Origin of the sequence: Streptomyces sp. NBC_01498 (assembly GCF_036327775.1) — a bacterium.
Lineage (GTDB): Bacteria > Actinomycetota > Actinomycetes > Streptomycetales > Streptomycetaceae > Streptomyces.
The window spans coordinates 2,319,290-2,343,149 of sequence record NZ_CP109598.1; the positions used below are offsets into that span (position 1 = coordinate 2,319,290).

17 protein-coding genes are annotated in these 23,860 nt (G+C 71.1%); 10 read left to right on the forward strand and 7 right to left on the reverse strand.

The window, feature by feature from the left end; genetic code table 11:
* Positions 1 to 2 precede the first annotated feature (2 nt).
* The 5 genes from OG875_RS09585 (at position 3) to OG875_RS09605 (ending at position 7,757) form a co-directional block, all read left to right on the forward strand.
* Positions 3 to 983, forward strand: a complete 981-nt coding sequence (locus OG875_RS09585; RefSeq protein ID WP_330173795.1) for a carbohydrate ABC transporter permease — start codon at positions 3 to 5, stop codon at positions 981 to 983.
* The gene (locus tag OG875_RS09590; protein ID WP_330173796.1) at positions 980 to 1,906 is read left to right on the forward strand and encodes a carbohydrate ABC transporter permease; all 927 of its coding nucleotides are present in this window, start codon (positions 980 to 982) and stop codon (positions 1,904 to 1,906) included. The genes OG875_RS09585 and OG875_RS09590 overlap by 4 nt, the downstream gene beginning before the upstream one ends.
* Positions 1,907 to 2,006: 100 nt before the next feature.
* Complete coding sequence (locus OG875_RS09595; RefSeq protein WP_330173797.1) at positions 2,007 to 3,854, forward strand: GH39 family glycosyl hydrolase; 1,848 nt, start codon at positions 2,007 to 2,009, stop codon at positions 3,852 to 3,854.
* A gap of 231 nt (positions 3,855 to 4,085) precedes the next feature.
* Positions 4,086 to 5,579 (forward strand): glucoamylase family protein, encoded by a 1,494-nt coding sequence (locus OG875_RS09600; protein ID WP_330173798.1) that lies wholly within the window; start codon positions 4,086 to 4,088, stop codon positions 5,577 to 5,579.
* A 117-nt stretch (positions 5,580 to 5,696) separates the two neighbouring features.
* Positions 5,697 to 7,757, forward strand: a complete 2,061-nt coding sequence (locus OG875_RS09605) for a TPM domain-containing protein (protein ID WP_330173799.1) — start codon at positions 5,697 to 5,699, stop codon at positions 7,755 to 7,757.
* A 369-nt stretch (positions 7,758 to 8,126) separates the two neighbouring features.
* On the opposite strand, the gene OG875_RS09610 is transcribed toward OG875_RS09605, so the two are convergent.
* The 4 genes from OG875_RS09610 to OG875_RS09625 all read right to left on the reverse strand — a co-directional run bounded on the left by OG875_RS09610 (position 8,127) and on the right by OG875_RS09625 (position 12,789).
* Positions 8,127 to 10,685 carry a SpoIIE family protein phosphatase gene (locus OG875_RS09610; protein ID WP_330173800.1) on the reverse strand — a complete coding sequence of 853 codons (2,559 nt, stop codon included), beginning with the start codon at positions 10,683 to 10,685 and terminating at the stop codon, positions 8,127 to 8,129.
* A 408-nt stretch (positions 10,686 to 11,093) separates the two neighbouring features.
* A complete protein-coding gene (locus tag OG875_RS09615) occupies positions 11,094 to 11,528 on the reverse strand; it encodes an NUDIX hydrolase (protein ID WP_330173801.1) in 435 nt (144 codons plus the stop codon).
* Positions 11,529 to 11,589: 61 nt separating this feature from the next.
* Complete coding sequence (locus tag OG875_RS09620) at positions 11,590 to 11,769, reverse strand: SPOR domain-containing protein (RefSeq protein WP_330173802.1); 180 nt, start codon at positions 11,767 to 11,769, stop codon at positions 11,590 to 11,592.
* A gap of 267 nt (positions 11,770 to 12,036) precedes the next feature.
* Positions 12,037 to 12,789 (reverse strand): GntR family transcriptional regulator, encoded by a 753-nt coding sequence (locus tag OG875_RS09625; protein WP_330173803.1) that lies wholly within the window; start codon positions 12,787 to 12,789, stop codon positions 12,037 to 12,039.
* 398 nt (positions 12,790 to 13,187) lie between these two features.
* Between OG875_RS09625 and OG875_RS09630 the strand changes: the two genes are divergently transcribed.
* The 5 genes from OG875_RS09630 to ispF all read left to right on the forward strand — a co-directional run bounded on the left by OG875_RS09630 (position 13,188) and on the right by ispF (position 19,946).
* Positions 13,188 to 14,432, forward strand: coding sequence for a helix-turn-helix domain-containing protein (locus tag OG875_RS09630; protein ID WP_330173804.1), 1,245 nt, complete (start codon positions 13,188 to 13,190; stop codon positions 14,430 to 14,432).
* A 322-nt stretch (positions 14,433 to 14,754) separates the two neighbouring features.
* Positions 14,755 to 15,549, forward strand: coding sequence for a toll/interleukin-1 receptor domain-containing protein (locus OG875_RS09635; protein ID WP_330173805.1), 795 nt, complete (start codon positions 14,755 to 14,757; stop codon positions 15,547 to 15,549).
* Entirely contained in the window at positions 15,546 to 17,537 is a 1,992-nt protein-coding gene (locus OG875_RS09640; RefSeq protein WP_330173806.1) for a hypothetical protein, read from the forward strand. The genes OG875_RS09635 and OG875_RS09640 overlap by 4 nt, the downstream gene beginning before the upstream one ends.
* The gene (locus OG875_RS09645) at positions 17,534 to 18,877 is read left to right on the forward strand and encodes a hypothetical protein (protein WP_330173807.1); all 1,344 of its coding nucleotides are present in this window, start codon (positions 17,534 to 17,536) and stop codon (positions 18,875 to 18,877) included. The genes OG875_RS09640 and OG875_RS09645 overlap by 4 nt, the downstream gene beginning before the upstream one ends.
* A gap of 538 nt (positions 18,878 to 19,415) precedes the next feature.
* On the forward strand, positions 19,416 to 19,946 hold the full coding sequence (gene ispF, locus OG875_RS09650) for a 2-C-methyl-D-erythritol 2,4-cyclodiphosphate synthase (RefSeq protein WP_330173808.1): 531 nt from the start codon (positions 19,416 to 19,418) through the stop codon (positions 19,944 to 19,946).
* Here ispF and OG875_RS09655 read toward each other — a convergent pair.
* The 3 genes from OG875_RS09655 to OG875_RS09665 are packed head-to-tail and all read right to left on the reverse strand — an operon-like array spanning position 19,933 to position 23,731.
* A complete protein-coding gene (locus OG875_RS09655; RefSeq protein WP_330173809.1) occupies positions 19,933 to 22,332 on the reverse strand; it encodes a site-specific integrase in 2,400 nt (799 codons plus the stop codon). The two genes, ispF and OG875_RS09655, sit on opposite strands and share 14 nt — an antisense overlap.
* On the reverse strand, positions 22,329 to 22,670 hold the full coding sequence (locus OG875_RS09660; RefSeq protein ID WP_330173810.1) for a helix-turn-helix domain-containing protein: 342 nt from the start codon (positions 22,668 to 22,670) through the stop codon (positions 22,329 to 22,331). The genes OG875_RS09655 and OG875_RS09660 overlap by 4 nt, the downstream gene beginning before the upstream one ends.
* A complete protein-coding gene (locus OG875_RS09665) occupies positions 22,670 to 23,731 on the reverse strand; it encodes a tyrosine-type recombinase/integrase (protein WP_330173811.1) in 1,062 nt (353 codons plus the stop codon). The genes OG875_RS09660 and OG875_RS09665 overlap by 1 nt, the downstream gene beginning before the upstream one ends.
* Positions 23,732 to 23,860 lie beyond the last annotated feature (129 nt).

Consider the following 23,860-nt stretch of genomic DNA (forward strand, 5'->3'; position numbering starts at 1 on the left):
TCATGAGCACCACGACCGAACCGGCCGCGCACGCGGCCCCGGTGAAGACCGGTCCGGGAGCCCCTCCCCCGCCCGGCGGCGCGGGCCGCCGCGGGCTGCGGCCCGTCGCCGTCCAGCATCGGGCGGGCTGGCTGTTCTCCACCCCCTTCCTGGTGCTCTTCGCCGTCTTCATGGCTCTGCCGATCGTCGCGACGCTCGTCATGAGCTTCACCGACTTCGGGCTGCGCAATGTCACCGACCCGTTCTCGGCGGAGTTCATCGGTTTCGAGAACTACACGAAGCTGATGGACGACGAGAAGTTCCTCACGTCCCTCTTCAACACGGCGTACTTCGTGGTCGTGGGCGTCCCGCTGACCGTCGGCGTCGGCCTGTTCGTCGCGGTCCTGCTCAACAACGGCATCGACCGGGCCCGCACCTTCTTCCGGGTCGGTTTCTACGCCCCGGTCGTGACCAGCATCGTCGCCATCGCCGTCGTCTGGCGCTTCGTCCTCGACCCGTCCGACGGACTGATCGCGGGCCTGGCCTCCGAAGTCGGCCTGACCTCGCCGGACTTCCTCGGCTCCGAGGCGCTCGCCATGCCGTCGCTGATCGTGATGGCCGTGTGGCGCAATCTCGGTACGGTCATGGTGCTCTTCATCGCGGGTCTCCAGGCCATTCCGCCGGACATTCGCGAGGCGGCGCGGCTGGACGGCGCGAGCACCTGGCAGGAGTTCCGCCGGATCACCGTGCCGCTGCTGCGGCCCACGATGCTCTACACCACGGTCATCACGACCATCGGCTATCTCAATGTCTTCGAGGAGCCGTTCGTGATGACCCAGGGCGGGCCGTCGAACAGCACCCTCACCGTGTCGCTCTCCATGTACCGCGAGGGCTTCAACTTCTTCCACATGGGCTACGCGAGCGCCATGGCGTATGTGCTCTTCGTCGTGATCATGGCGATCACGGTGCTCCAGCTCCGTCTGCTGAAGGACAACACGAAATGAGCGCCGCACCGACCACCACGCCCCCGCCCACGGCTCCCGCCGGGACGAACGAGCCCGCCGGGCCCGTGTCGTCCGCCGGCCCGGCGAGGCCGACACCCGCCGCGCGGCTCCGGAAGGCCGCCGTCTACGCGCTCCTCTCGCTCGGCCTGCTGCTGATGGTGGCGCCGTTCCTGTGGATGGGGCTGTCCGCCTTCAAGACGGACCGTGAGCTGAACGCCAGCCCGCCCGTGTGGATCCCCACCGAATGGACCACGGAGCACTTCGGGGAACTGCTCGACAAGCTGGACGTGCCGCTGTACTTCCTGAACTCCCTCACCGTGGCCGTCCTCGTGACGCTCTGCAATCTGGTGTTCTGCTCGATGCTGGGCTACGCACTGGCCAAGCTGAGGTTCGGCGGCAAGAACAAGATTTTCGCGCTGGTGCTCGCCGCACTGATGGTGCCCGGCAATCTGATGCTCCTTCCGCTGTTCGTCCTGATGAGCAAGCTCCAGCTGATCGACTCGTACGCGGGGCTCGTCCTGCCGTTCGCCGCCCAGGCGTTCGGGGTCTTCCTGATGCGGCAGTTCATGCAGTCGATCCCCGACGAACTGCTGGAGGCGGCCCGGATCGACGGTGCCCGCGAGTGGTACATCTTCTGGCGGATCGCGATGCCGCTGGTCAAACCGGCCCTGGCGACGCTGTCGATCCTGATCTTCCTGGGCTCCTGGAACAACTTCGTGTGGCCGCTGATCGCGACGAACGACCCGGGGAAATACACCCTCCCTGTCGCGCTCGCCACCTTCGCCACCGACCCCAACCAGTCCGACGGCTCCAACGGCATGCTGATGGTCGGCTCCCTGCTGATCATCCTGCCGGTGCTGCTGGTCTTCATGGTCCTGCAACGGCACTTCACCCAGGGCCTCGCGACCACCGGCCTGAAGTAGCCACTCCCTCCTCCACCCGCCGGTCTTCCCGACGCGTACCGCGGCTCCACCGCCACCGCGCCATCGCCGCGCACCCATCGACGAAAAGGTTTGTACCGACATGACCGAGAAGTCCATCGCTCGTGCCGACTGGGAGACCCGGATCGGGAAGCCCAGCGACCAGCGGCTCACCGGCATCGGGGAACTCCCGGCCCCCGGCGGGCTGTCCGCCGAGGACGGCACCGGACATGTGCTGCTGACCTGGCAGCCGGTCCCGGGCGCGCTCGGCTATCTCGTACACCGCGCCGACACCCCCGACGGCCCCTATCTGCCGCTCGACCACCTCGGCGGCGATGTGCTGGCCGTGCCCCACCCCCCGTACGCCGACACCCTCGCCGCACCGGGCCGGGGCTACTTCTACAAGGTCGCCACCTGGTCCGACGGCGGAGCCGGCTCCCTCTCCGAGGCGGTTCCCGGCTGCGCCAGGGCCGTCGGCACCACCCCTCCCCCGGTCACCGTCACCGTCGACGCGGCGGCGGCCGCCACCCCCCTCCCCGGGGTCTGGAACCGGATGATCGGCGCGGAGCACTTCTCGCTGCTGACCTGGGACAAGCCGGGCGCGGGCGGCTCGGACGTGGCGGCGGAGTACGCGCAGGCGCTCGGAATCGTCCGCGACGAGATCGGCGTGCGCTCCGTACGGGCCCACGGCACCTTCCTCCCGGAGACCCTGGCCGTCCGGCCGGACGGCTCCTTCGACTTCTCGGGCCTGGACGAGGTGTACGACCGGTTCCTGGCGACCGGCCTTCAGCCGGTGGTCGAACTCTCCTTCATGCCCAAGGAGTTGGCGGCCGACCCGGAGTACACCGTCTTCGACTACCGGGCCCTGGTCTCCAAGCCCGCCGTGTGGGAGCACTGGGGCGACCTCTGCCGCGAAGTGACCGTCCACCTCCAGGACCGCTACGGCCGGGACACCGTCGCGGGCTGGGAGTTCGAGGTCTGGAACGAGGCCAATCTGGAGGTCTTCTGGAACGGCACCCAGGACGACTACCACCGGCTCTACGAGGTCGCCGTACGCGCCGTGAAGGGCGTGGACGAGCGGATCAGGGTCGGCGGCCCGTCCTCCGCCGCCGCGGGCTGGGTCGGCGCGCTGCTGGAGTACTGCCAGGAGCGCGACGTACCCGTCGACTTCGTCTCCACCCACACCTACGGCAACGCGCCGCTCGACTTCCGCCCGATGACCCGCGCGTTCGCCGCGGCCACCGGCCGGCCCGAGCCGGAGATCCTGTGGACCGAGTGGGGTGTCACGCCCACCCACTTCCACCGGGTCAGCGACTCCGTCTTCGCCGCCCCGTTCGTCCTGCGCGGCATGAAGAGTGCCCTGTCGTCCACCGACGCGCTCGCCTACTGGGTCGCCTCCGACCAGTTCGAGGAACTGGGCTGGCCGCCCCGGCTCTTCCACGGCGGCTTCGGCCTGCTCACGGTCGGCAATCTCCGCAAGCCGCGCTTCTGGGCGCTGTATCTGCTCTCCCAGCTGACCGGCGGACGGATTCCCGCCGCCGTGACCGGCGACGGCGCCGAGGCACTGGTGGAGTCGCTGTCCACCCGCGCCGACGACGGCTCCACCGTCGATGTCCTCGTCTGGAACGGCACACTCGACCAGTCCAAGATCGACGGCCACGCGCCCCTGGACCGAACAGTGACCGTACGGATCAACGGACTTGAGCCGGGCACCGGCTACACCCCCCTCTCGCATCGGGTCGACGAACGGCACGCCAACATCCAGGCCGTCTGGAACGACCTCGGCGGCGGCGACTGGCCCGACGAGCCCCAGTGGGCGAAGCTGCGGGCCGCCGACACACTGCCGGTCGAGACCCTGGCGCCCGTCGTCGCCGACGAGACGGGCACGGTCTCGCTGACCGTCCCGCTCCCCAACCCCGGCATCCGGTTCCTGCGCCTCGCCCGCGCCTGACCCACGACCCCGTATCCCCGCCCGATCCCCCGTCCCCCTACTTCCCCCCACGCAATTCCCCCCACAGTCCGGGAGTCGTCGGCACCTGACCGCCGTCCGCTCCCGTGACAGAACCGCCGCCGTGGCCGGCCCTCCGCAGGGACCTCCGGCCACGGCGGCGGCCACCCTCCCGGCCGGGGAACGCCCCCGGCCATCACCCCACACCCACCCGCCAAGGGGAGCTGGACTCTCATGGACCGTCGTACCTTTCTCGCCGCCGCCGGCAGCGGGGCCACCGCCCTGGCCCTCGGCGCCGCCGCCACACCCGCCCTGTCCGCGCCGGCCACCGCCGCGTCGCGCGCTCATGTTGTTCATGCCTCTGATACACCGCTGCTGCTGCGCTGGTTCCGCGACACGTATCACTCGATCGAGGCGATGACGACCGACATCGGTCTCGCCGCCGACAAGATCGACCTCACCGCGCCGGGCGGGCCCGTCCCGTCGCGGAACACCTCGCCGACCAACATCGGCTGCGGCCTCTGGTCCACCGTCGCCGCCGCCGGACTCGGCGTCATCGACCAGGAAACCCTGCGCCGCCGGCTCGACCGGACCGTCACCGCCGTCGAGAAGCTGGAACGCCATCACGGCTTCTGGCTCAACTGGTACGACGCCCACGACGGCTCCGTCCTCACCAGCTGGCCCGGCACCGGCGACCCGGTCCGCCCCTTCCTCTCCTCGGTCGACAACGCGTGGCTGGTCACGGGCCTGCTCATCGCCGCCGACGCGGACAGCCGGCTGCGCGGCCGGGTCGCCCGGCTGCTGTCCACCGCCGACTGGTCGTACTTCTACACGCCGTACGACGCCGCCGACCCGGTCGCCGGCCCCGGCCAGCTGCGCGGCGGTTTCTGGACCGACACCGGCGAGCCCACCGCGCACCACTACGGGGCGCTCAACACCGAGCCGCGCATGGCCAGTTACCTGGGCATAGCGGACGGCAGCCTGCCCACGGACCACTACTGGCACATGTTCCGCACCATGGTCCCCGAGAACGGCCAGGAGCAGCCGCCCGGCGGGGGCTACGACACCGTCGACGGCATCCGGGTCTTCCAGGGCCACTACACCTACCGGGGCCGCAAGCTGGTCCCGACCTGGGGCGGCTCGATGTTCGAGGCCCTGATGGTACCGCTGTTCGTGCCCGAGCCGGAGTGGTCGCCGCGTTCCTGGGGCACCACGCACCGCCGGTTCGTCCACTCCCAGATCGAGCACGGGCTGAAGGAGGCGGAGTACGGCTACTGGGGCTTCTCCCCCGCCGAGGTGCCCGAGGGCGGTTACCAGGAGTACGGCGTGGACGCGATCGGTATGAACATCGACGGCTACGCCTCCAACACCGACCGCACCTATGTCACGCACGGCGAGCCGCTGCCGCCCGCCTCCGCGTACACCAACGGCGTGGTGACCCCGCACGCCTCGTTCCTCGCCCTGCCCTACGCGCGCTCCGAGGCGCTGGCCAACCTGAAGGCGATCGCGGGCGACTTCGGCGCGTACCACGACGGGTACGGCTTCCGGGACTCGGTCAATGTGAGCACCGGCCATGTCAGCGCTTCGGCTCTCGCGCTGGACCAGGGCATGATCGCCGCCGCGCTCGCGCAGGAACTGCGCCCCGGGCTGCTCCAGCGCCCCTTCCGTACCGGTGGTTTCGCCTCCCGCGTCCGTCCCATGCTGGGCAAGGAGCGCTTCAGCATCTGAGTCACCGCGACCCTCGGGCGCCCCTGTCGCGGGCCGCCGGGCCCCGCGACCGGGGCGCCCGAGGGGACGCCGTACGTCCGGTCGCGGGCCGCCGGGGCCGGACATAACCTCCGACATGTGACGCAGACCGCGAGCCGCCACCGGATACGCACGGCCGCCCGCAGCCTGCCGGGCCCGCCGGTGACGGCTCTGCCGATGGCGGCCCTGTGGCTGCTGCCCGCCGGGTCGCCGGACGCGCGCGCGGCCGAGCCCGTCACCCCGCCGTCGCAGAGCCGGATCACGGTCCCGGCGGCCAGCCCCGGCCACCGGGAGGGCGGGGTCACCGCCTCCCCCGACCGGGCGTACGCGCACTCCGCCGCCGACACGCGGCCCGCGGGCGCCGTTCCCACGACCGAGGCCCCGTCCGCCCACGCCCGGTCCACCGCCGACGCCGGTCCCGCAGCCGACGCGCCGTCCGCCCACACCCGGTCCGCCCAGGCGCGGTCCGCCACCGACGCCGTTCCCACGACCCACACCCCGTCCGCCCACACCCCGTCCGCCCACGCGCGGTCCGCCACCGACGCCGTTCCCACGACCCACACCCCGTCCGCCCACACCCCGTCCGCCCACGCGCGGTCCGCCACCGACGCCGTTCCCGCGGCCGGCGCGCCGTCCTCCACCACCTCGGGCGTCGCCCTGATCCTGCCGATCGTGCTCGTGTGCTGCGCGGTGATCCTCGGCACGTACACCTACCTCAAGCGCAGGCACCGCGCCGTGTCCCGTACGACGCTGCGGCCCGGCGGCCCGCCGGGCCACGAGGTGCCGGAGCGCCCGCACGTCGCGCCGGCCGAGCTGGAACGGCGCGCGGGGGCGGCCCTCGTCGACACGGACGACGCCGTACACACCAGCCGGGAGGAACTGGGCTTCGCCACCGCGCAGTTCGGCGAGGAGGCGACGCGGCCCTTCCTCGCCGCCGTGACCGGCGCCGAGGGTGAGCTGGCCGCCGCCTTCCGGCTGCGGCAGCAGCTGGACGACGCGCCACCGGCGGGCGACGACACCCGGCGCCGGGTGCTGGACGAGATCCTGGCCCGGTGCACCGACGCGGGCGCCCGGCTGGACGACGTGGCGGCGGACTTCGACGAGCTGCGCGACAGGGAACGCACCGCCCCGGAGGCGCTGGCCGCCGCCGAGACGGCGTACCGGGAGGTGTCCGGGCGGCGCGGGGAAGCCGCCGCGACCCTCGGCGCGATGCGCGAGCGGTACGCGGAGTCGGCCTCGGCCCCCGTCGGGTGCGCCGTCGAGGAGGCCGACGACCGGCTGGTGTTCGCGACGGCGCGCCTCGGTGACGCCGGGCGCTCGGTCCGGGCGGGCGACCACGGCCGGGCCGCGGTGCACGTACGGGCGGCGGAGAGCGCCGTCGCCCAGGCGGCGGAGCTGATCGGCGCGGTGGAACGGCGTTCCGGCGAACTCGCCGAGGCCGACGACGCGCTGCCCGCCCTGCTGACCGGGGCGGAGACGGCCCTGGCGGAGGCGCGCGGTCTGCTGGAGGAGACCTCCGAGGACGACTCCCCCGACGACGCCCCGGAGGACCCGCCCGTGACCGGCCTCCGGGAGCGGATCGCACGGGCCGGGGCGGTGGCCGCCGACGTACGGCGCGAGATGGCGTCCGGACCGTACGACCCGCTCGACGCGCTGCGCCGGGTCGAGGAGGCGGACGCGGCACTGGACGAGACGCTGGCGGGGATACGCGGGAGCGCGCCGGGTGAGGGGCGGGCGGCGGCGCTGCTCGGCCCGGCGGCGCTCGGCGCCCGCGCGGCGATCGGCGCGGCGGCCGGTTACCTCACGGCGCGCCGGGGTGCGGTGGGCGTCGGGGCGCGGACCCGGCTGGCGGAGGCCCGGCGGCGGCTCGGCCGGTCCGGGGCGCCGGCGGAGCTGGGGGACGCGCGGGGAGCACTGGCGGAGGCGCAGCACGCGGACCGGCTGGCCCGTGACGCGCGGGGTCTCGCGGAGCGGGACGTGGCGGCGTACGGGACGGGGGCCGGGCCCGGCGCGGCACCGGGGGCGGCGGACGGGCTCGGTGGCGCCGTACGGGGCGGGATCGTCCTCGGCGGCCCGTACGACGGTGGCCGGGGCACCGGGCCCGGCGCCTTCGGCGGCGGCGCCACCCGGGGCCGGATGGCGGGCCGGGCACGGTTCTGACGGGACGGCGGGACGGCGGGACGGCGGGACGGCGGGACGGCGGGACACCGAAGCACGGGACACCGACCGCGCGGCGGGGACAGCGGGAGTACGGGACACCGATCGCGTGGACGGGACAGCGGACAGACACCGGCCTCACGACGCCCGGCCGCCCGGCCGCCCGGCCGTCCGCGGCACCGAACCGGACACCGGCACCCGCTCAGCCCGCCGCACCCCGCTCGACCGCACCCAGTCGCACCCCGCCCCGGCCCGCACGCCGCCCCGCCGGCCGAGCCGGCACGCGCGTCACAACAAGCGTCAGCACACCCTTCAGCGCACGCCTCAGCGCACGCCTCAGCGCACGCCTCAGCGCACGCCTCAGCGCACGCCTCAGAACATGCTGAGGAGTTGCTCGACGGTCGGCTCCGCCGTCGAGTCCCCGTCGGGCAGCGCGAGTTCGAACCAGACCGTCTTCCCGTGCGGGGTACGCCGCGACCCCCAGGCCGCGCTGAGCAGCCCCACCAGCTGGAGCCCGCGACCGCCCTCGTCGGTGTCGCGCGCCCGGCGCCTGCGCGGCTGGACGAGGCCCGCGTCCCAGACCTCGCAGACGAGTGTGCGGTCACGCAGCAGCCGCAGCCGGATCTCGCCCTCGCCGTAGCGCATCGCGTTGGTGACAAGCTCGCTGACGAGCAGTTCGACGGTGTCCACCAGCGGATCGAGGCCCCAGGAGTGGAGCTGGGCGCGGGCGACCTCGCGGGCGCGGCCCACGGAGCGCGGTTCGCGCGGCAGTTGCCAGTCGCCGACGGCCTCGGCGGGCAGCCCCTGGATACGGGCCATCAGCAGGGCGATGTCGTCCTCGCCGTGCCGGGTGTCGAGCGTGTTGAGCACGTGGTCGCAGACGTCTTCGAGCGGCCGTGCGGTATTGCCGAGCGCCCGCCGGAAGGCCGACAGACCCTCGTCTATCGGGTGGTCCCGGGACTCGACCAGACCGTCCGTGTAGAGCGCGAGCAGCGCCTCTTCGGGGATCTCCACCTCGACCTGCTCGAACGGCTCCCCGCCGACCCCGAGCGGCATTCCGGGCGGCACGTCGAGCAGCAGTGCCTCCTCGCCGGGTTCCACGAGCACCGGAGGGGGGTGTCCGGCGTTGGCGAAGGTGCAGCGGCGGGTGACCGGGTCGTAGACGGCGTACACACAGGTCGCGAGGTACACCTCGGACAGGTCGGCGTCGCGCGACCGGTGCGCGACACGGGACGCCTGCTGGGCGCCGCTCGGGGTGCCGAGGCCCCGGGCGATCTCGTCCAGCGCGGACAGCACCTCCGCGGGTTCGAGGTCGAGCAGCGCCAGGGTCCGTACGGCCGTACGGAGTTCGCCCATCGCGACGGCGGCGCGCAGGCCCCGGCCCATGACGTCGCCGACGACCAACGCGGTGCGGTGGCCCGGCAGTTCGATGACGTCGAACCAGTCGCCGCCGACCTCGGTGGCGGTGTTGCCCGGCAGATAGCGGCAGGCGATGTCCAGTCCGGCGGCCTCGGGGTCGCCCGGCGGGAGCAGGCTGCGCTGGAGGATCAGCGCGCGTTCGTGCTCCCTGCGGTAGAGGCGGGCGTTGTCGATGCAGACGGCGGCGCGCGCGGCGAGTTCCACGGCGAGGGCGCGGTCGCGTTCGCCGAAGGGCTCGCTGCCCTTCGTACGGGAGAACTGGGCCAGTCCGACGACGGTGTCGTGCGCGACCATCGGCACGGCGAAGGTGGACTGGACGAGGCTGCCGGGGCCGCCGGGCACGGTCTGGACCCGGCCGGTGCGCAGGGCGTTCGCGCAGGGGGAATTGAAGGGGTAGCGGTGGACGGCGCCCGCCGCGGGGGGTTCGGCCCCGCCGTCGCCCGTCAGGTCGATCCCGAGCAGGGGCGCGTCGGCGACGGCGCTGGCGAAGGCGACGCGCCGCATGGTGGCGCTGCCGCCGCCGGTCTCGGAGCCGGAGGAGCCGCCGCGTCCGGGCGGGGCCTCCTCACCGGTGAGCAGTCCCTGGTAGAGGTCGACGGAGGCGAGGTCGCAGAAGCCGGGGACGGCGACGTCGAGGAGTTCCCGGGCGGTGGTCTCCAGGTCGAGGGAGTTGCCTATGCGGGCGCTGGCCTCGTTGAGGATCGCGAGGTTGCGGCGGGCGCTGGCGGCCTCGCGGGCGGCGATCTGACGGCGTGTGACGTCGGTGCCGATCCCGGCGACGCCGATGGGGCGGCCGGCCCCGCTGTGCACGCGGTACAGGTTGACCGCCCAGTGCCGGCGGTCCTTGCCGCCGGGCGCCATGCCGACGAGCTGGATGTCGGTGGCGGACTCGCCGGTCTCCAGGACCCGGCGGAGCAGGGCGGTGAGCCGGTCGGCCTCGGAACGGGAGAGGTAGTCGTGGACGGTGCGCCCGCGGTGGTCGTCGGCGGAGCCGCCGAAGACGGCGGCGAAGCGCTGGTTGGCGCGCCGGACGGTGAGGTCGGTGTCGAACAGCAGGAAGCCGAAAGGAGATTGGCCGAAAATGGCCTGCGACGAGGCGAGTTCCGTCTCGATCTGACGGAGTGCCTGGACGTCCACGACGAGACAGAGCGCGGCCCGTTCGCCGCTGTCGGTCTCACTGGGCATCACATAGACCTCGGCGATGCCGTGCGAGCCGCGTTCGCCGGGCATCCGGAACGGGACGAGGCCCGTCCACTCCTTGCCGTCGAGTATCTCGGCGATCTTGCGGTGCCCACGGGTGCGCAGGTCGGCGGGGACGAAGACCTCGATCGGGTCCTTGCCCCTGACCTCCTCGGAGGCGACCCCGAACAGCTCGGCGGCGCGCAGACTCCACTGGTCGACCAGCCCGTCGGGACCGATCGAGAACGAGGCGACTCTCACGTAGTCATAGATCGAACCGGGCGGACTGCTCTGCCACACGACGTCGTCCGCCGTTCCAGGTATCTCGCTCACGCGACCGTCCCCTCCAGCTCACGCACCGGACCGGCCATCACCGCAGTATTCAGCACTACGGCCCGGACCGGTACGGCGTTCACGATCACAGCACAGTCTCGTTCTTTTTGAGCCGAGACCAATGTGATCGTCGTCCCTTCACACTCCTAACCAGGGAGCGGCGGCTCGAACCACACCGTCTTACCCGTTCTCCCCCGGGCATGTACCCAGCCATCGCGCGGAGCACGCGACCGGCGGGACGGCTGCACGAGATCGCGTACGGGACGGCGCGGGACACGGTCGGCCGGGCGCGCGCCGCGTACGGGACGGTGTGCGGCGCGTACGGCATCCGGCTCGGCGAGAACGGCCCAACCGGCGTACGGGCCCTGCGTCCCGGCCGGTCCGGGGCGCGGACTCCGCCGAGCGGACTCACGCCAGCTCGCCGGAGGCCCGGAGATCGTCGAAGAGAAGCTGGTCGACGGGGGCGACCCGGTCCCGGTCGGCGTAGCCGAGCCAGCGGATCTCCTCGATCTCGTTGCTGGCCGCCGGGGTGCCCGTGTAGTCGCCGGAGTAGCAGCTCATCCGGACGAGATCGCCCTCGGGCCGGTCGTGGGCCTGGGCCTCGTACGTCCCCAGATGCACCGCCGTGGCGGGGAGGACGGCCACGTCAATCTCTTCCCCGACCTCGCGCAGCAGGGTCTCCAGGTCGGTCTCGGCGCCTTCACGCTTGCCGCCGGGGATGTAGAAGACATCCTTGCCCCGGGAACGGGCGCAGAGGATTCTGCCCCGCTCCACCCGGACCCAGGCGACCGTGTCGATCAAGACCGTCGTGGCCGCGCCGTCCGCAATCCCACCGTCACTCATGCGCCGGAGCGTAACCCGCGCCCCGGTACGTGATCCACCCCGGCGGCCGGAGAAAAGCAGGTCAGCGGGTGGTCTGCTGAAGGCGCTCCACCAGATAGGACTGGCCGTGCCCCCGGGCGCCGAAACCGTCGGCGACCTTCTGGGCCTCGTCCTTGGTGGCGTACCGGCCGACGCGGTACCGGTTGCCGTTCCCGTCCTGACATATGACCAGCCAAGGGAGCCCGGCTCCGACGTCGGTCATCGCGCCCCTCCCGCCCACAGCCCGCACCGCTCGGCCGATCTCCTGGAAACCCCGATCCGCATATGCCCGAGCGTACGCCTGACCTTCACTCAGCGGATGCGGGAGGCCACAAGGAGGTACACATCTGGCCATGACAAGGCAGGGCACGGTGCGGGGCGCGGATGTATGCGCTCGTCATCTTCCGTCGCCCGCGCACCAGTTGAGGCGGTACGGCCCCGCCCCGGGAACCGGAGCGCGACGGACCGGCCCGCCCGCGCACGCCGGCCGTCATTTGACCGGAAGGTGGTAGGCGACGCGGTAGCGGTCCGCCGGGACGACCACGTCGGCCGTCTCGACCGCGCGGCCCGACGCGTAGTACGTCCGCTCCACCACCATCACGACATGGCCGGGCACCCCGCCGAGCGACAGGAGTTCGTCCGCCAGTCCGGGCCGGGCACCCACCTCCTCCACGACGTTGTCCACCACGACACCGATGGCCGCCATCCGCTCCACCACCCCGCGCCCGCCGAGCGGCCCCTCCTCGGGGAGCATCACCGGCGTCCGCCCCGTGACCTCCAGCGGCTCCCAGGACGTGGAGAGCATCATCGGCTCCCCGGCGTCCCGGAAGACGTAGCGCGTCCGCATCGCCGGATCCCCCGGCTCTATTCCCAGCCGCGCCGCGATCTCCGGCGCCACCTCGTCGCGGTCGCTGCTCGACTCCCACGTACCGCTCACCCCCACCTCGGCCTGCTCCTGCCGGAAGGAACTGGCGCCGGACAGGGGCAGATACCCGGACCGCGCGATCCGCCGGGGCACGGGCCGCTCCCGGACGTACGTGCCGGACCCCGAACGGCCCTCGACGAGCCCCTCCGCCATGAGCACCTTGCGGGCTTCCAGAGCGACGGTGTCGGAGACGCCGTACTCCTGGCGTATCCGGGCCTGCGAGGGCAGCCGGGTGTTCGGTGGCAGGGCACCGTCGACGATCTTCCGCCGCAGATCACCGGCGACGCGCAGATAGGCCGGCTGCTCACCGAACGCCACAGGGCCACTCCCCCAACAGGTTGACAGACAGCGACACTCTGGCAACCGTTGGTTGTCGGCCGCAAGCATGGGCCAGTGATTCACCCTGAGGTGACGACGGGGGGCGGGGCGACCGCCGACCCGCACAAACCCTTGCCCTTCTCGATTGCTTTGTCCCGGTCGTGGCCGACTCCGGCCACAACAAGGAACAGAGGGAGAACGGAAGAGGCAACGGGCAACCCCGCCGAACCTCGATTTCCAAGACGCACCTCGTGCCAAACTCGCTCTCGGATGCGAAGCGAAACAACTCCGTCACGAAGGGTGTTCGCCGTCGGCCTTCGTGGAGGTCGCCGAACGTCGAACGGAGGCCCCGTGAGGGCGCACGGCTCTCACGGTCGCCATTCAAGGGGAGGTCAGAGATGAGTAAAACCTTGCAATTTGGCCCGGAACTTCGTCGACTACGACAGGAAGCGGGGCTCACCCTGACCGAGTTCTCCGTGGCTCTCAACTACGACAAGGGGCACCTCAGCAAGGTCGAATGCGGGAAGCGTTCCGCGTCCCCCGAACTGGCCCTGCGGTGCGATGCGTTCCTCGGCGCGAACGGTGAGCTGCGGAGCCTGGTCGTCCGCCCCGAGACCGGCTCGGACACCAGCGATACCCCTTCCACCCCGAGCCTCTCGCGCGTGGGGCGCCGGGCGGTCCTCGCGGTGGGTACGGGATCGGTGATCGGCCTCGGGCTGAGACTCGGTGGTCAGACATCCGCTGCCGTCGACGCTCTCCTTCCGTCCTTCCGAGTGCAGTTCGACCAGTTGCGCAAGCTGGGCCAGTCCACCGCCCCGAAGGTCCTGCTTCCTCTGCTGGAGACGCAGACGCGTACGGTCGCCGGGCTCGCCGCCGACGCCGCGTCCGCCACTCGGGTCCCCGCACTCCTGCTCGCCTCGCGGTTCGCGGAGTTCACCGGCTGGATGGCCCAAGAATCCGGCGACAGCGACGCGGCACTCGGCTGGACCGCCGAGGCCGCCGAACTGGCACGCGCCGGGGGCGATCCGCACCTCGGTTCCTACGCGCTCGTGCGACGCGCCCTGGTCACGTTCTACGGCGGCGACGCCGCGGGCACCATCGCCCTGGCCCGCCGGGCCCAGAGCGACCAACTCCCGCCGCGCATCAGGGGACTCGCGGCGCAACGGGAGGCGCAGGGACACGCGCTCGCCGGTGACGAGCGCGACTGCCTCCGCAGCCTCGACAGGGCGCGCGCGCTGCTCGACAGCGACGACGCCCGCAGTGGCTCCGAGCCGGTGATCGGGACCACCCACGTGAGTGATCCGGCGGCGATGACGACCGGCTGGTGCATGTACGACCTCGGTCGCCCCAAGGCCGCCGCCGAGATCCTCGACCGGGAGTGCCGCCGCCTCCCTTCGCACGCGATGCGAACCCGCGCCCGGTACGGCTTCCGCAGGTCCTTGGCGCACGCCGCCTCCGGAGAGGTCGAGCACGCGTGCATGATCGCCGGGGAACTCCTGGGCGTCATGCCGGCCGTGCCGTCGGCAACGGTGAACAGCGACGTCAGGCGTCTGGCACGGGAACTCTCCCGGTTCCGGAGCAGCCGGGCCGTACGCGATCTGCAACCGGCGCTGGCACGGGCGCTTGCCCCCGCGCACGACTGACCGACTCCACGACCTGACAACGAGTCGAGCAGCCCGGCTCGCTGGACCGCCCGGCCCCTCCGGGCCCGCGCATCCCGCGACTGCCGGCGGAACTGTCTGCCCCCGCCCCGACGCGTCGCACCGGGCCCCGGCTTCATCGGGTCACGTACGACCGGTAACGCGCCGGGCGATGCGGCCCCATTCGTACGCACTCCCGTGGACACGCCATGCCGTCGCACGGTCGGGACCTCATGACCCGGACGGATCGTGGCCCCGGAGTCCTGGTCCGCAGTCCCTGGGTTCGCCCGTTCACCCCTGTCTTCCTCTTACGAAGGGAACCTTTATGCCCGAGGTCTTCGTCAACTACCGCACAGGCGATGAGGAATCTGCCGCGACCATGATCGCCCGGGAGCTCATCAGGCGGTTCGGCGGCGAGCGGATCTTCTTCGCCAGCGACTCGATCGAACCCGGACACCGCTTCCCGGTGGAACTGGTCCGGGCAGTGGAGGAGTGTCAGGCGCTCCTCGCCGTGATCGGCCCGCGCTGGGCGGAGGTGCGGGGGGCCGACGGCCGCCCCGCCCTCGAAGCCGAGCAGGACTGGACCCGTCGTGAGATCCAGGCCGCGCTCGACCGCGGGATCCTGGTGATCCCCGTGCTCGTCGGAAAGGCGACACGGATCGACCCTTTCATCCTCCCGGACGACTTGCGGGAGCTGGCGGACTGCCAGTACAGGCGGTTCGACCACCGCAACGCCGAACCGGACCTGAGGGCGCTCGGCGACGCTCTCGCCCGGCTGCTGCCCGAACTCGGCGCGGTGGACCGCGACGCCCGTGCGGCGCGAGAGCGGGTGGAGGCGGAATCGCGCGAGAAGTCGGCCCAGGAGGTCGGACACACCAGGATGCGGACCCGTGACGTCGAGCAGCGCGTGCGCGGCGGCATCGGGAACCTCAACGGAGACCTCTCGGGCACCTTCGTCAACGAGCCTCAGGGGCCCGTGAACACCGGTCGGGGGCACCAGTACAACGCCCCTCACTTCCAGGGTGACAACACCGGGGTCCAGTTCACGGCGGGTGACAACAGCGGCACGGTCCATCAGCGCTTCGAGCGCGAACGCCTGCGTTCGGACGACGAGCGATGACCGAGCGGGACGGCGTCACCGTCAACGATCCGCGTGGCCCGGTGAACAACGGCGTGGGATCCCAGTACGTCTTCTACGGTGACGGCCCGGACTGGATGATCCGCAAAGGGGTCGGGTCCCTCCGGATCGTCCGCGAGGACCGGATGCGTCTGGCCGACCGGTTCGCCCCGCCGGCGGGCTATCGCATCGCCGCCGACCACCTGGAGAAGCCGGGGTCGGTGGTGCTGCTGGAGGCCCCACCCGGCAGTGGCCGCCGCGCCGCGGCGATCATGCTGCTGCACGAGCTCGGTGGGGACGGGGACGCAGACCAGGAGGCGGTCCGGTTCGAGGAGCTTCCCGCCGCGGGCAACGAGAAAGGCGCGGATCCTCTCGCCCCCGGGGTGGGGGACCGCTTCCTCCTCGACCTCTCCGGCATCGCCGACGAAGGGGTGTACGCGGAGGCCAAGAGCCGTCTGGCCATGCACCGCTCACAGGTCCAGGAGGCGGGGGCCCACATGGTCGTCGTCCTGCCATCGGGCATGGAGCACGCCCACGCGCCGGAACTCGTACCGGACACGGTGACGCTGGGACGCCCCCGGGGCATCGCCGTGGTCACCCGGCACCTCCGTATGGACCGAATGGCCTTCCGCCCCGCAGACCTTGGAGGCGCCGATCTCCAGCGTCTCTGTGACCGCTCTCCCATGCGGGAACTGGCACGGCTCACGGGGTTGGTGAGGGCCGCTCGCGACAGCGGACGGTTCGGCGCCGACTTCGCGGGGTGGCTCGACCACGCGATGCACGCGGTAACCGACCGCGCCGGCGAGGTGGGCCGACAGGTGACCGCGGTCCGCTCCGCGCCCGAGCGAGCCCTGCTGCTCGCGACGGCGCTGTTCGAGGAGGCCCGCGCCGACACCGTCTACGAGGCTTGGCACGGTCTGATGAGGACGGTGAGGCACGCGGAAGAAACGGCGACCGAGCTCGGACGGATGGATTTCGGGGAGCGGTTGACGGCTCTCGAGATCGAGCGGGGCGCGGACGGACGACTCCGCTTCCGTCGGCTGGCCTACGCCGACGCGGTACGAACGTACTTCTGGACGAACTTTCCCGGGGTGCGTGACGACCTCAAGAACTGGATCGGTCGTGCCGCGGGGCTGCACGGCCTGAGCGCCGACGACCGGATGAACGTCGTCGTCCGCTTCGGTGAGCGGTCACTGGCAGTCGGGCGGCCCGACCACCTCTTCGATCTCGTGGTGCGCTGGGCGGACGGCGCGACCGGGGGGTCCCTCGACCCGCGAGCCGTGGCCGCGCTCGAACTCGGTCTCAGTCACGAGAGGTTCGGGGGATGGTTCCGCAAGCGTATGTATGACTGTGCAAGGTCCGGTCCCTTGTCGGACGGCCTCTCCCGCGTCCTGACCACCGCCTGTCTCCAGAGTCTCGGCGCCACGCACCCGGATCAGGCACTGGTGCGACTCCACCACCTCGCCGTACGGAAGGGGGAGGCGGCACTCAAGGCCAAGAAGACACTTCTCGACCTCGCCGCCCGCGACCGTCGGCTCTTCCGGTTACTGATCGACCGCCTGCGGGACCGGATACGCCGGTCGCCTCACGGCTCCGATCCCCATCTCCGGCTGCTCACGGAGCTGTTGAGGAGCGACCGGACACCGGACCCGCCGCCGTGGCCGGACCTGTTCCTGGGTTGGGAAGCGGTCTTCTCCCAGTCGCCTACGGAGCTCTGGAACCCGCTGGTGAGCAGCTGGCTGAACGCCGTGGTGGGCGACAGCGCGCGGGAGATGGCGCTGAGCGTGATGGTCGGGGCTACGCGCGACAACCCGGCCGCTCTCCACCGTCTCTATGCCATCGCGTGCGAGTGGGCGGGGCCCACGCCCCACCCGTCCCGGGCGGCCGTCGCCGCCCTCTGCTGGCAGCATATCGACCACGCGCAGTACGCCCGCACGGAGAGTGCCGAGCGTGCGGGCACCGGCCACCGGACCACGGAAGAGGAACGATGAAACACCGCTTTTCCAGCCTGCTGTTCGTCGCCCTCTGCGGCCTCGCACCGGCTGTACTCGGAAGCGCCCTGAACTGGTCGGCGTGGCTGTGGGGCTTCATGTCCATGGTCACGGCCTCGGGCTCCCTGCTGATCGTGATGACGGTACTCAGCGGTGGGCGCACGCCGGCCGGTCCGTACGAGCCCGGGGAATCCGAGCCGCTCGCGGCGCCCGCCGAGCAGCCGTACCAGGAGACGCGGGTGATCGACGCGGCGCTGCCGAGCGCGACGGACGGCTACGACTTCCTCTTCTCCGCGACCGTGTGGTGGCGGCCGGTCCCCGAGCACGCCAATCGGTCCAGCGACGCCTCGTCGGCCCTCGCCGTGTCCTCGGTCATCAGCCGGGCCTTGGAAATCGTCCGCCACGAGAATCCCGGCCGGGCGAGCTTCGCGCGGTACCTCCTGGAGGGCGAGCTGGGTGTGCTGCTCCCGGACCGGAGTGGACGGGTGAAGGCCCTGGCGGCCGATGTGACTCTGACCCTCACGCTCGCCGACCGCGAGCGCCTTCGGAAGCTGGACGACCTTCGCAAGGATGAGGAGATCTGGGAGTACGAGCGCCAGCACGAGCGCAACAAGCGGCGCTACCTGGGCGACGACGTGCTCAAGAGCGCGGGCAGTGCGGTCGTGTGGTGGCTGGCCCGTCACGAGAACGAGATCGAGAAGGCGGTCGACATGATCGGCCCGCTCGCCCAGATCACGGCGGCGGCCAACGACGAGGAGGTGCCCGAGCTCTTCCGCCACCTCCTCGTCCCGCCCGTGGGCGCGTCCGCCGGGGGGCCGCTGTGGCACGGACAGGGCCAGGGTGGGGGGACGTTCGACCGTGAGGAGGAAGTAGGGGTTGCGGATCGGCTGCTCCTGTTGCTGGCGGCGGCGGGCGTGAAGCCGGACATGGACGAGCACACGGTGCTGGTGCACCGTGTGATGCGCGGCCTGGAAGCGACCGGGCTGCACGAGGCCGCCGAGGAGATCAGACGGACCCTCCTCCCGACGCCCGAGGAGGACGGGGGCGAGGGGCCGGAGGGTGGACTCTCGGACGACGGGGGAGCCAGCGGGCGTTGGGCCTCCGGCTCCCCGGCTCCCGAGGGCTCGCCGTTCCCCGACGCGGCCTCGCACCCGGATGCCGACGTGGGCGCGGGCACGTTCAGCCCGGGGGCGTCGGACAGCGGCACTGGCGAACGGGACCAAGGCTGGTTCGGGACGAGGGACAGTGGCGCAACGCCTCCGTACGTCTGGGACACCCCGCAAAGCCCGCACCCCGCCGCATCTCGCGCACGGGACGAGGACGCCGAGGGCGGGAACTGAGCAGGTAGGCGGTCGGCTCTCCGAGCTTCCCTCCGGACATCTCTCTCGACCTGAACACCTCCTGGGAAGATGCGGCCCGCGTTCCCGCACAGGCATCTCATGGGCATCCCCAGCGCGATCTCGGCACGGACAGCTCAGGGACCCGACTCCGAAGAGTCGGGTCCCTGTGAGCTGCCGATGTGGTGCGCCACCCACGTGGCGGCCGTATCGCCCGCTACACGTTGAAGCGGATTCAAGAAACGTTCCTTCAAGTGATCATATCCAGCACCGATCCAGCACCGTTGGGGTTCACCCATCACATCCAGCACATCAGGCGGTGGAGTCGCACTCCGAGGAACCTCGGGATACCGGACGCATGGCGTTCTGCAGGACCTCCCGCCAGCGATGCCAGGCGCGGGGTACGAGGTGTAATGGTGACGTCGGGTATTGGAACTGCCCGAATGACTTGGCCTCAGGCGGGGGGACGGTAGCTGGAGCCCCTTCGGTAGTGTCGGAGTGGTCCTGCCACTGGCTGCTCTCGAAGGAGATCTTCGTTCCGATGACGACGCCGTCTGGTGACGTTCCCCGTAGTCGCTTCCCTCTGCCTCGGATCGGGACTGGGGTGGACATCCATCCGTTTGTGGCGGGGCGGCCATTGCGTCTTGCAGGGTTGGACTGGCCGGATGAACCTGTGGGTCTGGCTGGGGAGCCGGATGGGGACGTTGTTGTTCATGCCGCGTGCAACGCGCTGCTGACTGCGGCGGATCTCGGCGACTTGGGCACCCATTTCGACACCTCCGCCCCGGAGTGGGAGGGTGCCGCTCCGACGGCGCTGCTGGCCGAGACTGCTCGCCTGGTCAGGGACGCCGGGTTTGAGATCGGCAATGTGTCGGTCCAGCTGATCGGAGAGCGCCCGAAGCTGGGCCCGCGTCGGTCGGAAGCCCAGAAGGTACTCGCGGCTGCGCTCGGTGCCCCGGTGTTCCTCGGCGCTGCAACTCCCGAGGGGCTGGGTTGGATCGGCCGTGGTGACGGCTTGGCGGCCGTCGCCAACGCGCTGATCGTCGAGGTGCCGAGCGCTATCGGCGGCTGACTTCGGCGGCGTAGTTGGCCCAGTCGCCTGCGGAGAGACGTTGCCAGGCGACAGCGACGTCGGCGTGGATGCCGAGCGTGCGGGCGAGTATCGCGGCCGGGATTTCGGTGGCGAGCTGGAAGAGCGCGGTGCTGCGGGCCTGATTGGGCCGGATCCCAAGCTGGTTCAGGCGCTGGGTCAGCTGTGTGGTGCTGATCGGCCGTCCGGGCTGGCCGCCGGGGAAGAGCCATGGAGACGGGGTCAAGGCCCCGATGGTTGCGTGACCCTTGCGGTTCGCTGCAACCACGCGGGCCAGTGCGGCGACAGGCTCGGGCAGTTGAACGGGGGCGTCGCCGAGACGGAGACGCACTTCCTGAGCGCCGGCCTCGACGTCCTCGATGGTCAACCGGCCGATCGCTGAAGGTCCTTGGGCATAGAGGAGGAGAAGGAGTCCTGCGAGGCGCTCTTCGGGCTTGAGGGTGTCGTCGTGCAGGAGTCGGCGTGCGACGTTCCACCGGTGCTCGTCATCGAGTGGCTGGGTGGGGCCGTTCCAGCGGACAGCGGGGACGTGGACGGTGGTGAGCTTGTTGGTGCGAGCCCAGCGGACGCAGTGTCCGGCCGTGTGGCGGTAGGTCGCTGAGTCGTCGGTGAGCCACTGGTCGAGGTCGGCCTGTCGGCAGGTATCCAGGGCGAGGTCGTGAACCTGAAGCCAGGTAAGGAAGGCGACGGCCGCGTGGGTGCGTTGACGCGCGGAGGCGAACTGCTGCGGGGTGACGGGGCGGCCGTTGTTGCGTCGACGAAGCCGCCGGGTCAGGTGCCAGATCGCGTACTGGTGCAGGACTTTGCGTTGCTCGGGGTCTTGCTGTGATGCGAGGAGGTCGGTGAGGAAGCGTTCGAGGCGGACCATGTACTCGTCCCGCTCGGGCAGGGCACCGACGCCGACGAGGACTTGGCGGAGGTGGGCGAGTGGCGGGCTGTCGGGCAGCTCGTCGAGGGCCTCGTGGCTCAGGGCTCGTCTGCCGGCCGCGAGGTCGGCCAGGACCGGAGACACGGACGGCTTGTTAAGCCACCGATTGGCGGTGAGCGGGTGCTCGGTGGTGGCGATGTTGTTCCGCAGGGCTTCGAGACCGGGGTGGAGGGCATCAGACGGAGGGCCCAGGAGCTCGTTGAGGCGCCGGTTGATGAGACAACGAGCGCACTGGCCGGGGTGCGGGTAATCGGGATCGCTGCAGGTGGGGCAGGTGTGCCAGACCTCAGGCGTGGTGCAGCCCAGGCAAAGGGGCTGGTCGAGGGTGCCGGAGACGACCGCCGCGACGCCGCCGCAGGCCGAGCACGGCGCGGAGTGACGCTGGCAGTCCAGGCACCATGGCCGACCCGTAGTCCGGGAGGTGCCGCAGGGTCTCTCCGCGTCGCAGATACTGCAAATTGCGGTGGGCAAGGAGGGGCAGCCTTGGCAGAGCGGGCCGTCCGGTGTGCGGGTGTTCACGACCCTTCGTCGGCCGCAGTTGATGCAGGTCTCCAGGTTCGCCGGATCGCTGACCAGGCAGTTCGGACATACTGGCCGGCCTTGGTCGTCGCGGGTGGCGGGCTCTCGGCGGGCTCCACATCCCGAGCACTCCTCGATGCGGGAGTGGGAGATGCACATGCGGCAGACCCGCTTTCCGTCCAGAGGCTTGTCGATGCGTACGGCTCTGTGGCAGCCGGGGCAGGACGGCCGGACGATCCCGGCGATGCCGGCCTCGTGCAGCAGGTCGATCAGCTTGAGGGTCGCGGGGTGGGGTGCGAGGTGACCGTCGCCGGTCAGCAGAGCTGGGTGGGATTCCAGGGCCCAGGCAAGTTTCCGCTGGTAGGAGGGACGAGGTGCCGATCGACGGACCGCCTCGGAGACCGTCTCCCGTTCGGCCTGCGGATCCAGTTCAGCGATCAGGGCGCCGATCACTGCGATGGGGTCGCGTCCGTCGTCGTCCGGGCACTTGGCGCATCGTGGCTGCCCGGTCCGGTCGCGTGAAGTGACCCGGCGGGTGTTTCCGCAGGCAGCACATGGCTCGGGCTGTGGCCGCCCGCAGTTCCAGCAGTACCAGTCCTGGCCGCGGCGCTGGAGCGTTCGTATCTGCCTGCCGCATTCGGCGCAACACGGCGGCGAGACCGCCTGTGCCCCGGCCTCACGCAGGGCGATGAGCAGGTCGCCGACGGCCCTGGGTGCCGGCGAGCGACCGTCGTTCAGCACGTGAGGATGCTTAGTGAGGTGTGCCGCGAGGAGGCGTGACTTCGAGCGTCCGCCCGCGACGATGGCGACCACGGCACGGATCCGGTCCGGCTCCAGCTGATGTTCGATGGCCGCGACCAGGTCCGCGATGAGCCCGATCGGGTCGGAGACGGCCCGCTCGGGGTGCCCGGGTGCGGTCACGGCCGCTCGATACCGCTGATGCGGGCTCGCTTGGGTCGCAGGTCACCGACGCCTGCCTCGGCACCGACAGCCTTCTTTGTTCGGGTAGCGGTTTCGGCACCAGCCGCGGCGGTCGGCTCGATGAGGTCGTCCATCGTGCAGTTGAGGATGTCGAGCAGGGCCATGAGGATCTTCAGGCTGAGCCGCTCGGGGCGCTCGACGACGAGCCGGTAGACCTGGCTGGACGACAGGGTGATGCCCCGCTTGTCCAGTAGCGGGATGAGGTCGGTGGTGGAGAACAGCCCTCGGTCGGCCATGACCTTCCGCAAGTGCCAGTGGTAGTCGAGCTTCGCGGCCATCAGCGGTCCTTGTTTGCGGGGAACGAGGCAAGCGCGGGCGCAAGTGCCCTGTGGAGCACGGTGTTCATGAAGTCGTCGCTGACGTGGGTGTAAATAGCGGTGGAGCTGTCATTCTCGTGACCGACTTGCTGCTGCAGAAACCGCCGGTCAACCCCGTCCTCCGTGAGGTGGGTGACGTAAGAATGGCGAGCGGAGTGGACCGTCAGCGCCTTCGGGAGCTTCAGCGCGTCGCGGTAGGCGACGAACCGGGCGTTGATCTCGGCCGGCTTGACCCGGCCGCCCCGCTCGGTCACCCACAAGGCCGGGTGATCCTCGCAGCCGAACCGCGGCCGTATGTTCTCCACATAGTCGGCGACCGCGTCCACCGCCCAGTCCATCACCGACAATACGTTCCGACGACGCGGCGGCTGCCCCTTCTTCGCTTTGCCGTAGCGGACGTTGAGTGTGCCGTACCGCCCGAACTGCGGAGCCTTCGCGTTCCGCCCGAAGTCCACCACATCCAGCTTTGATGTCTCAGTCCGGCGCAGACCCCACCCGTAGATGACCTTGAAGAGGGTGGCGTCGCGGTAGGCGGCGAGGGCTCCCTTGCGCTTGGCCCGGACCGCCCGTTCGACCTGGTCGTCGGCGTAGTCGAGGAAGCGCTGGATCTCCTCGCGGGTGAACGGCCTCGCCTCGGGGCGCCCCTCGTAGTCATTGAGGTGGGCGATGGTGTTCCACTCGTGGCAGATGGCCACCGGGTGAGTCCCGAAGGCTTCCTCGCAGGCCACCGACCAGCCGTAACGACCGTCGATCAAGAACTCGCTGAACAGGCGCAGACTGCCCTGATACCTGCGGATCGTGGACGGCGCGAGGTGCCTCTCGCTGGTCAGCCACAGTGACCACTCGTCCACATGGCCAGGAGCCCAGGCCCACGGGTACTCGTTGGTGTACTCCAGGAACCGGCGTACGAGTCGTTCCCGGGCGGTGACGGTGTCCTCGCGGAGCCCGCGAGCGGCTTGTTGGGCCCTCCAGCCCCGCACCATCGCTTCGACCATCGCGTCCTGCGGACGCAGCTGGGCCACCGCGGACACCAGTTCCAGGTGAGCTGCCCCCGCCAGGTCGGCGCGTCGCTGTAGACCCACTTTCACCCTCCCCCTCAGAGGGCAAATCCTGCATCAGATGGGATCTGATCGCCAAATTCCCAGCTCAGG

Excerpts from the sequence above, each read along its gene's own strand:
- OG875_RS09585 (WP_330173795.1), top strand. The coding sequence starts at position 3 with ATGAGCACCACGACCGAACCGGCCGCGCACGCGGCCCCGGTGAAGACC.
- OG875_RS09590 (WP_330173796.1), top strand. The coding sequence starts at position 980 with ATGAGCGCCGCACCGACCACCACGCCCCCGCCCACGGCTCCCGCCGGG.
- OG875_RS09595 (WP_330173797.1), top strand. The coding sequence starts at position 2,007 with ATGACCGAGAAGTCCATCGCTCGTGCCGACTGGGAGACCCGGATCGGG.
- OG875_RS09600 (WP_330173798.1), top strand. The coding sequence starts at position 4,086 with ATGGACCGTCGTACCTTTCTCGCCGCCGCCGGCAGCGGGGCCACCGCC.
- OG875_RS09615 (WP_330173801.1), bottom strand. The coding sequence starts at position 11,528 with ATGAGTGACGGTGGGATTGCGGACGGCGCGGCCACGACGGTCTTGATC.
- OG875_RS09620 (WP_330173802.1), bottom strand. The coding sequence starts at position 11,769 with ATGACCGACGTCGGAGCCGGGCTCCCTTGGCTGGTCATATGTCAGGAC.
- OG875_RS09630 (WP_330173804.1), top strand. The coding sequence starts at position 13,188 with ATGAGTAAAACCTTGCAATTTGGCCCGGAACTTCGTCGACTACGACAG.
- OG875_RS09635 (WP_330173805.1), top strand. The coding sequence starts at position 14,755 with ATGCCCGAGGTCTTCGTCAACTACCGCACAGGCGATGAGGAATCTGCC.
- OG875_RS09640 (WP_330173806.1), top strand. The coding sequence starts at position 15,546 with ATGACCGAGCGGGACGGCGTCACCGTCAACGATCCGCGTGGCCCGGTG.
- OG875_RS09645 (WP_330173807.1), top strand. The coding sequence starts at position 17,534 with ATGAAACACCGCTTTTCCAGCCTGCTGTTCGTCGCCCTCTGCGGCCTC.
- ispF (WP_330173808.1), top strand. The coding sequence starts at position 19,416 with ATGACGACGCCGTCTGGTGACGTTCCCCGTAGTCGCTTCCCTCTGCCT.
- OG875_RS09660 (WP_330173810.1), bottom strand. The coding sequence starts at position 22,670 with ATGGCCGCGAAGCTCGACTACCACTGGCACTTGCGGAAGGTCATGGCC.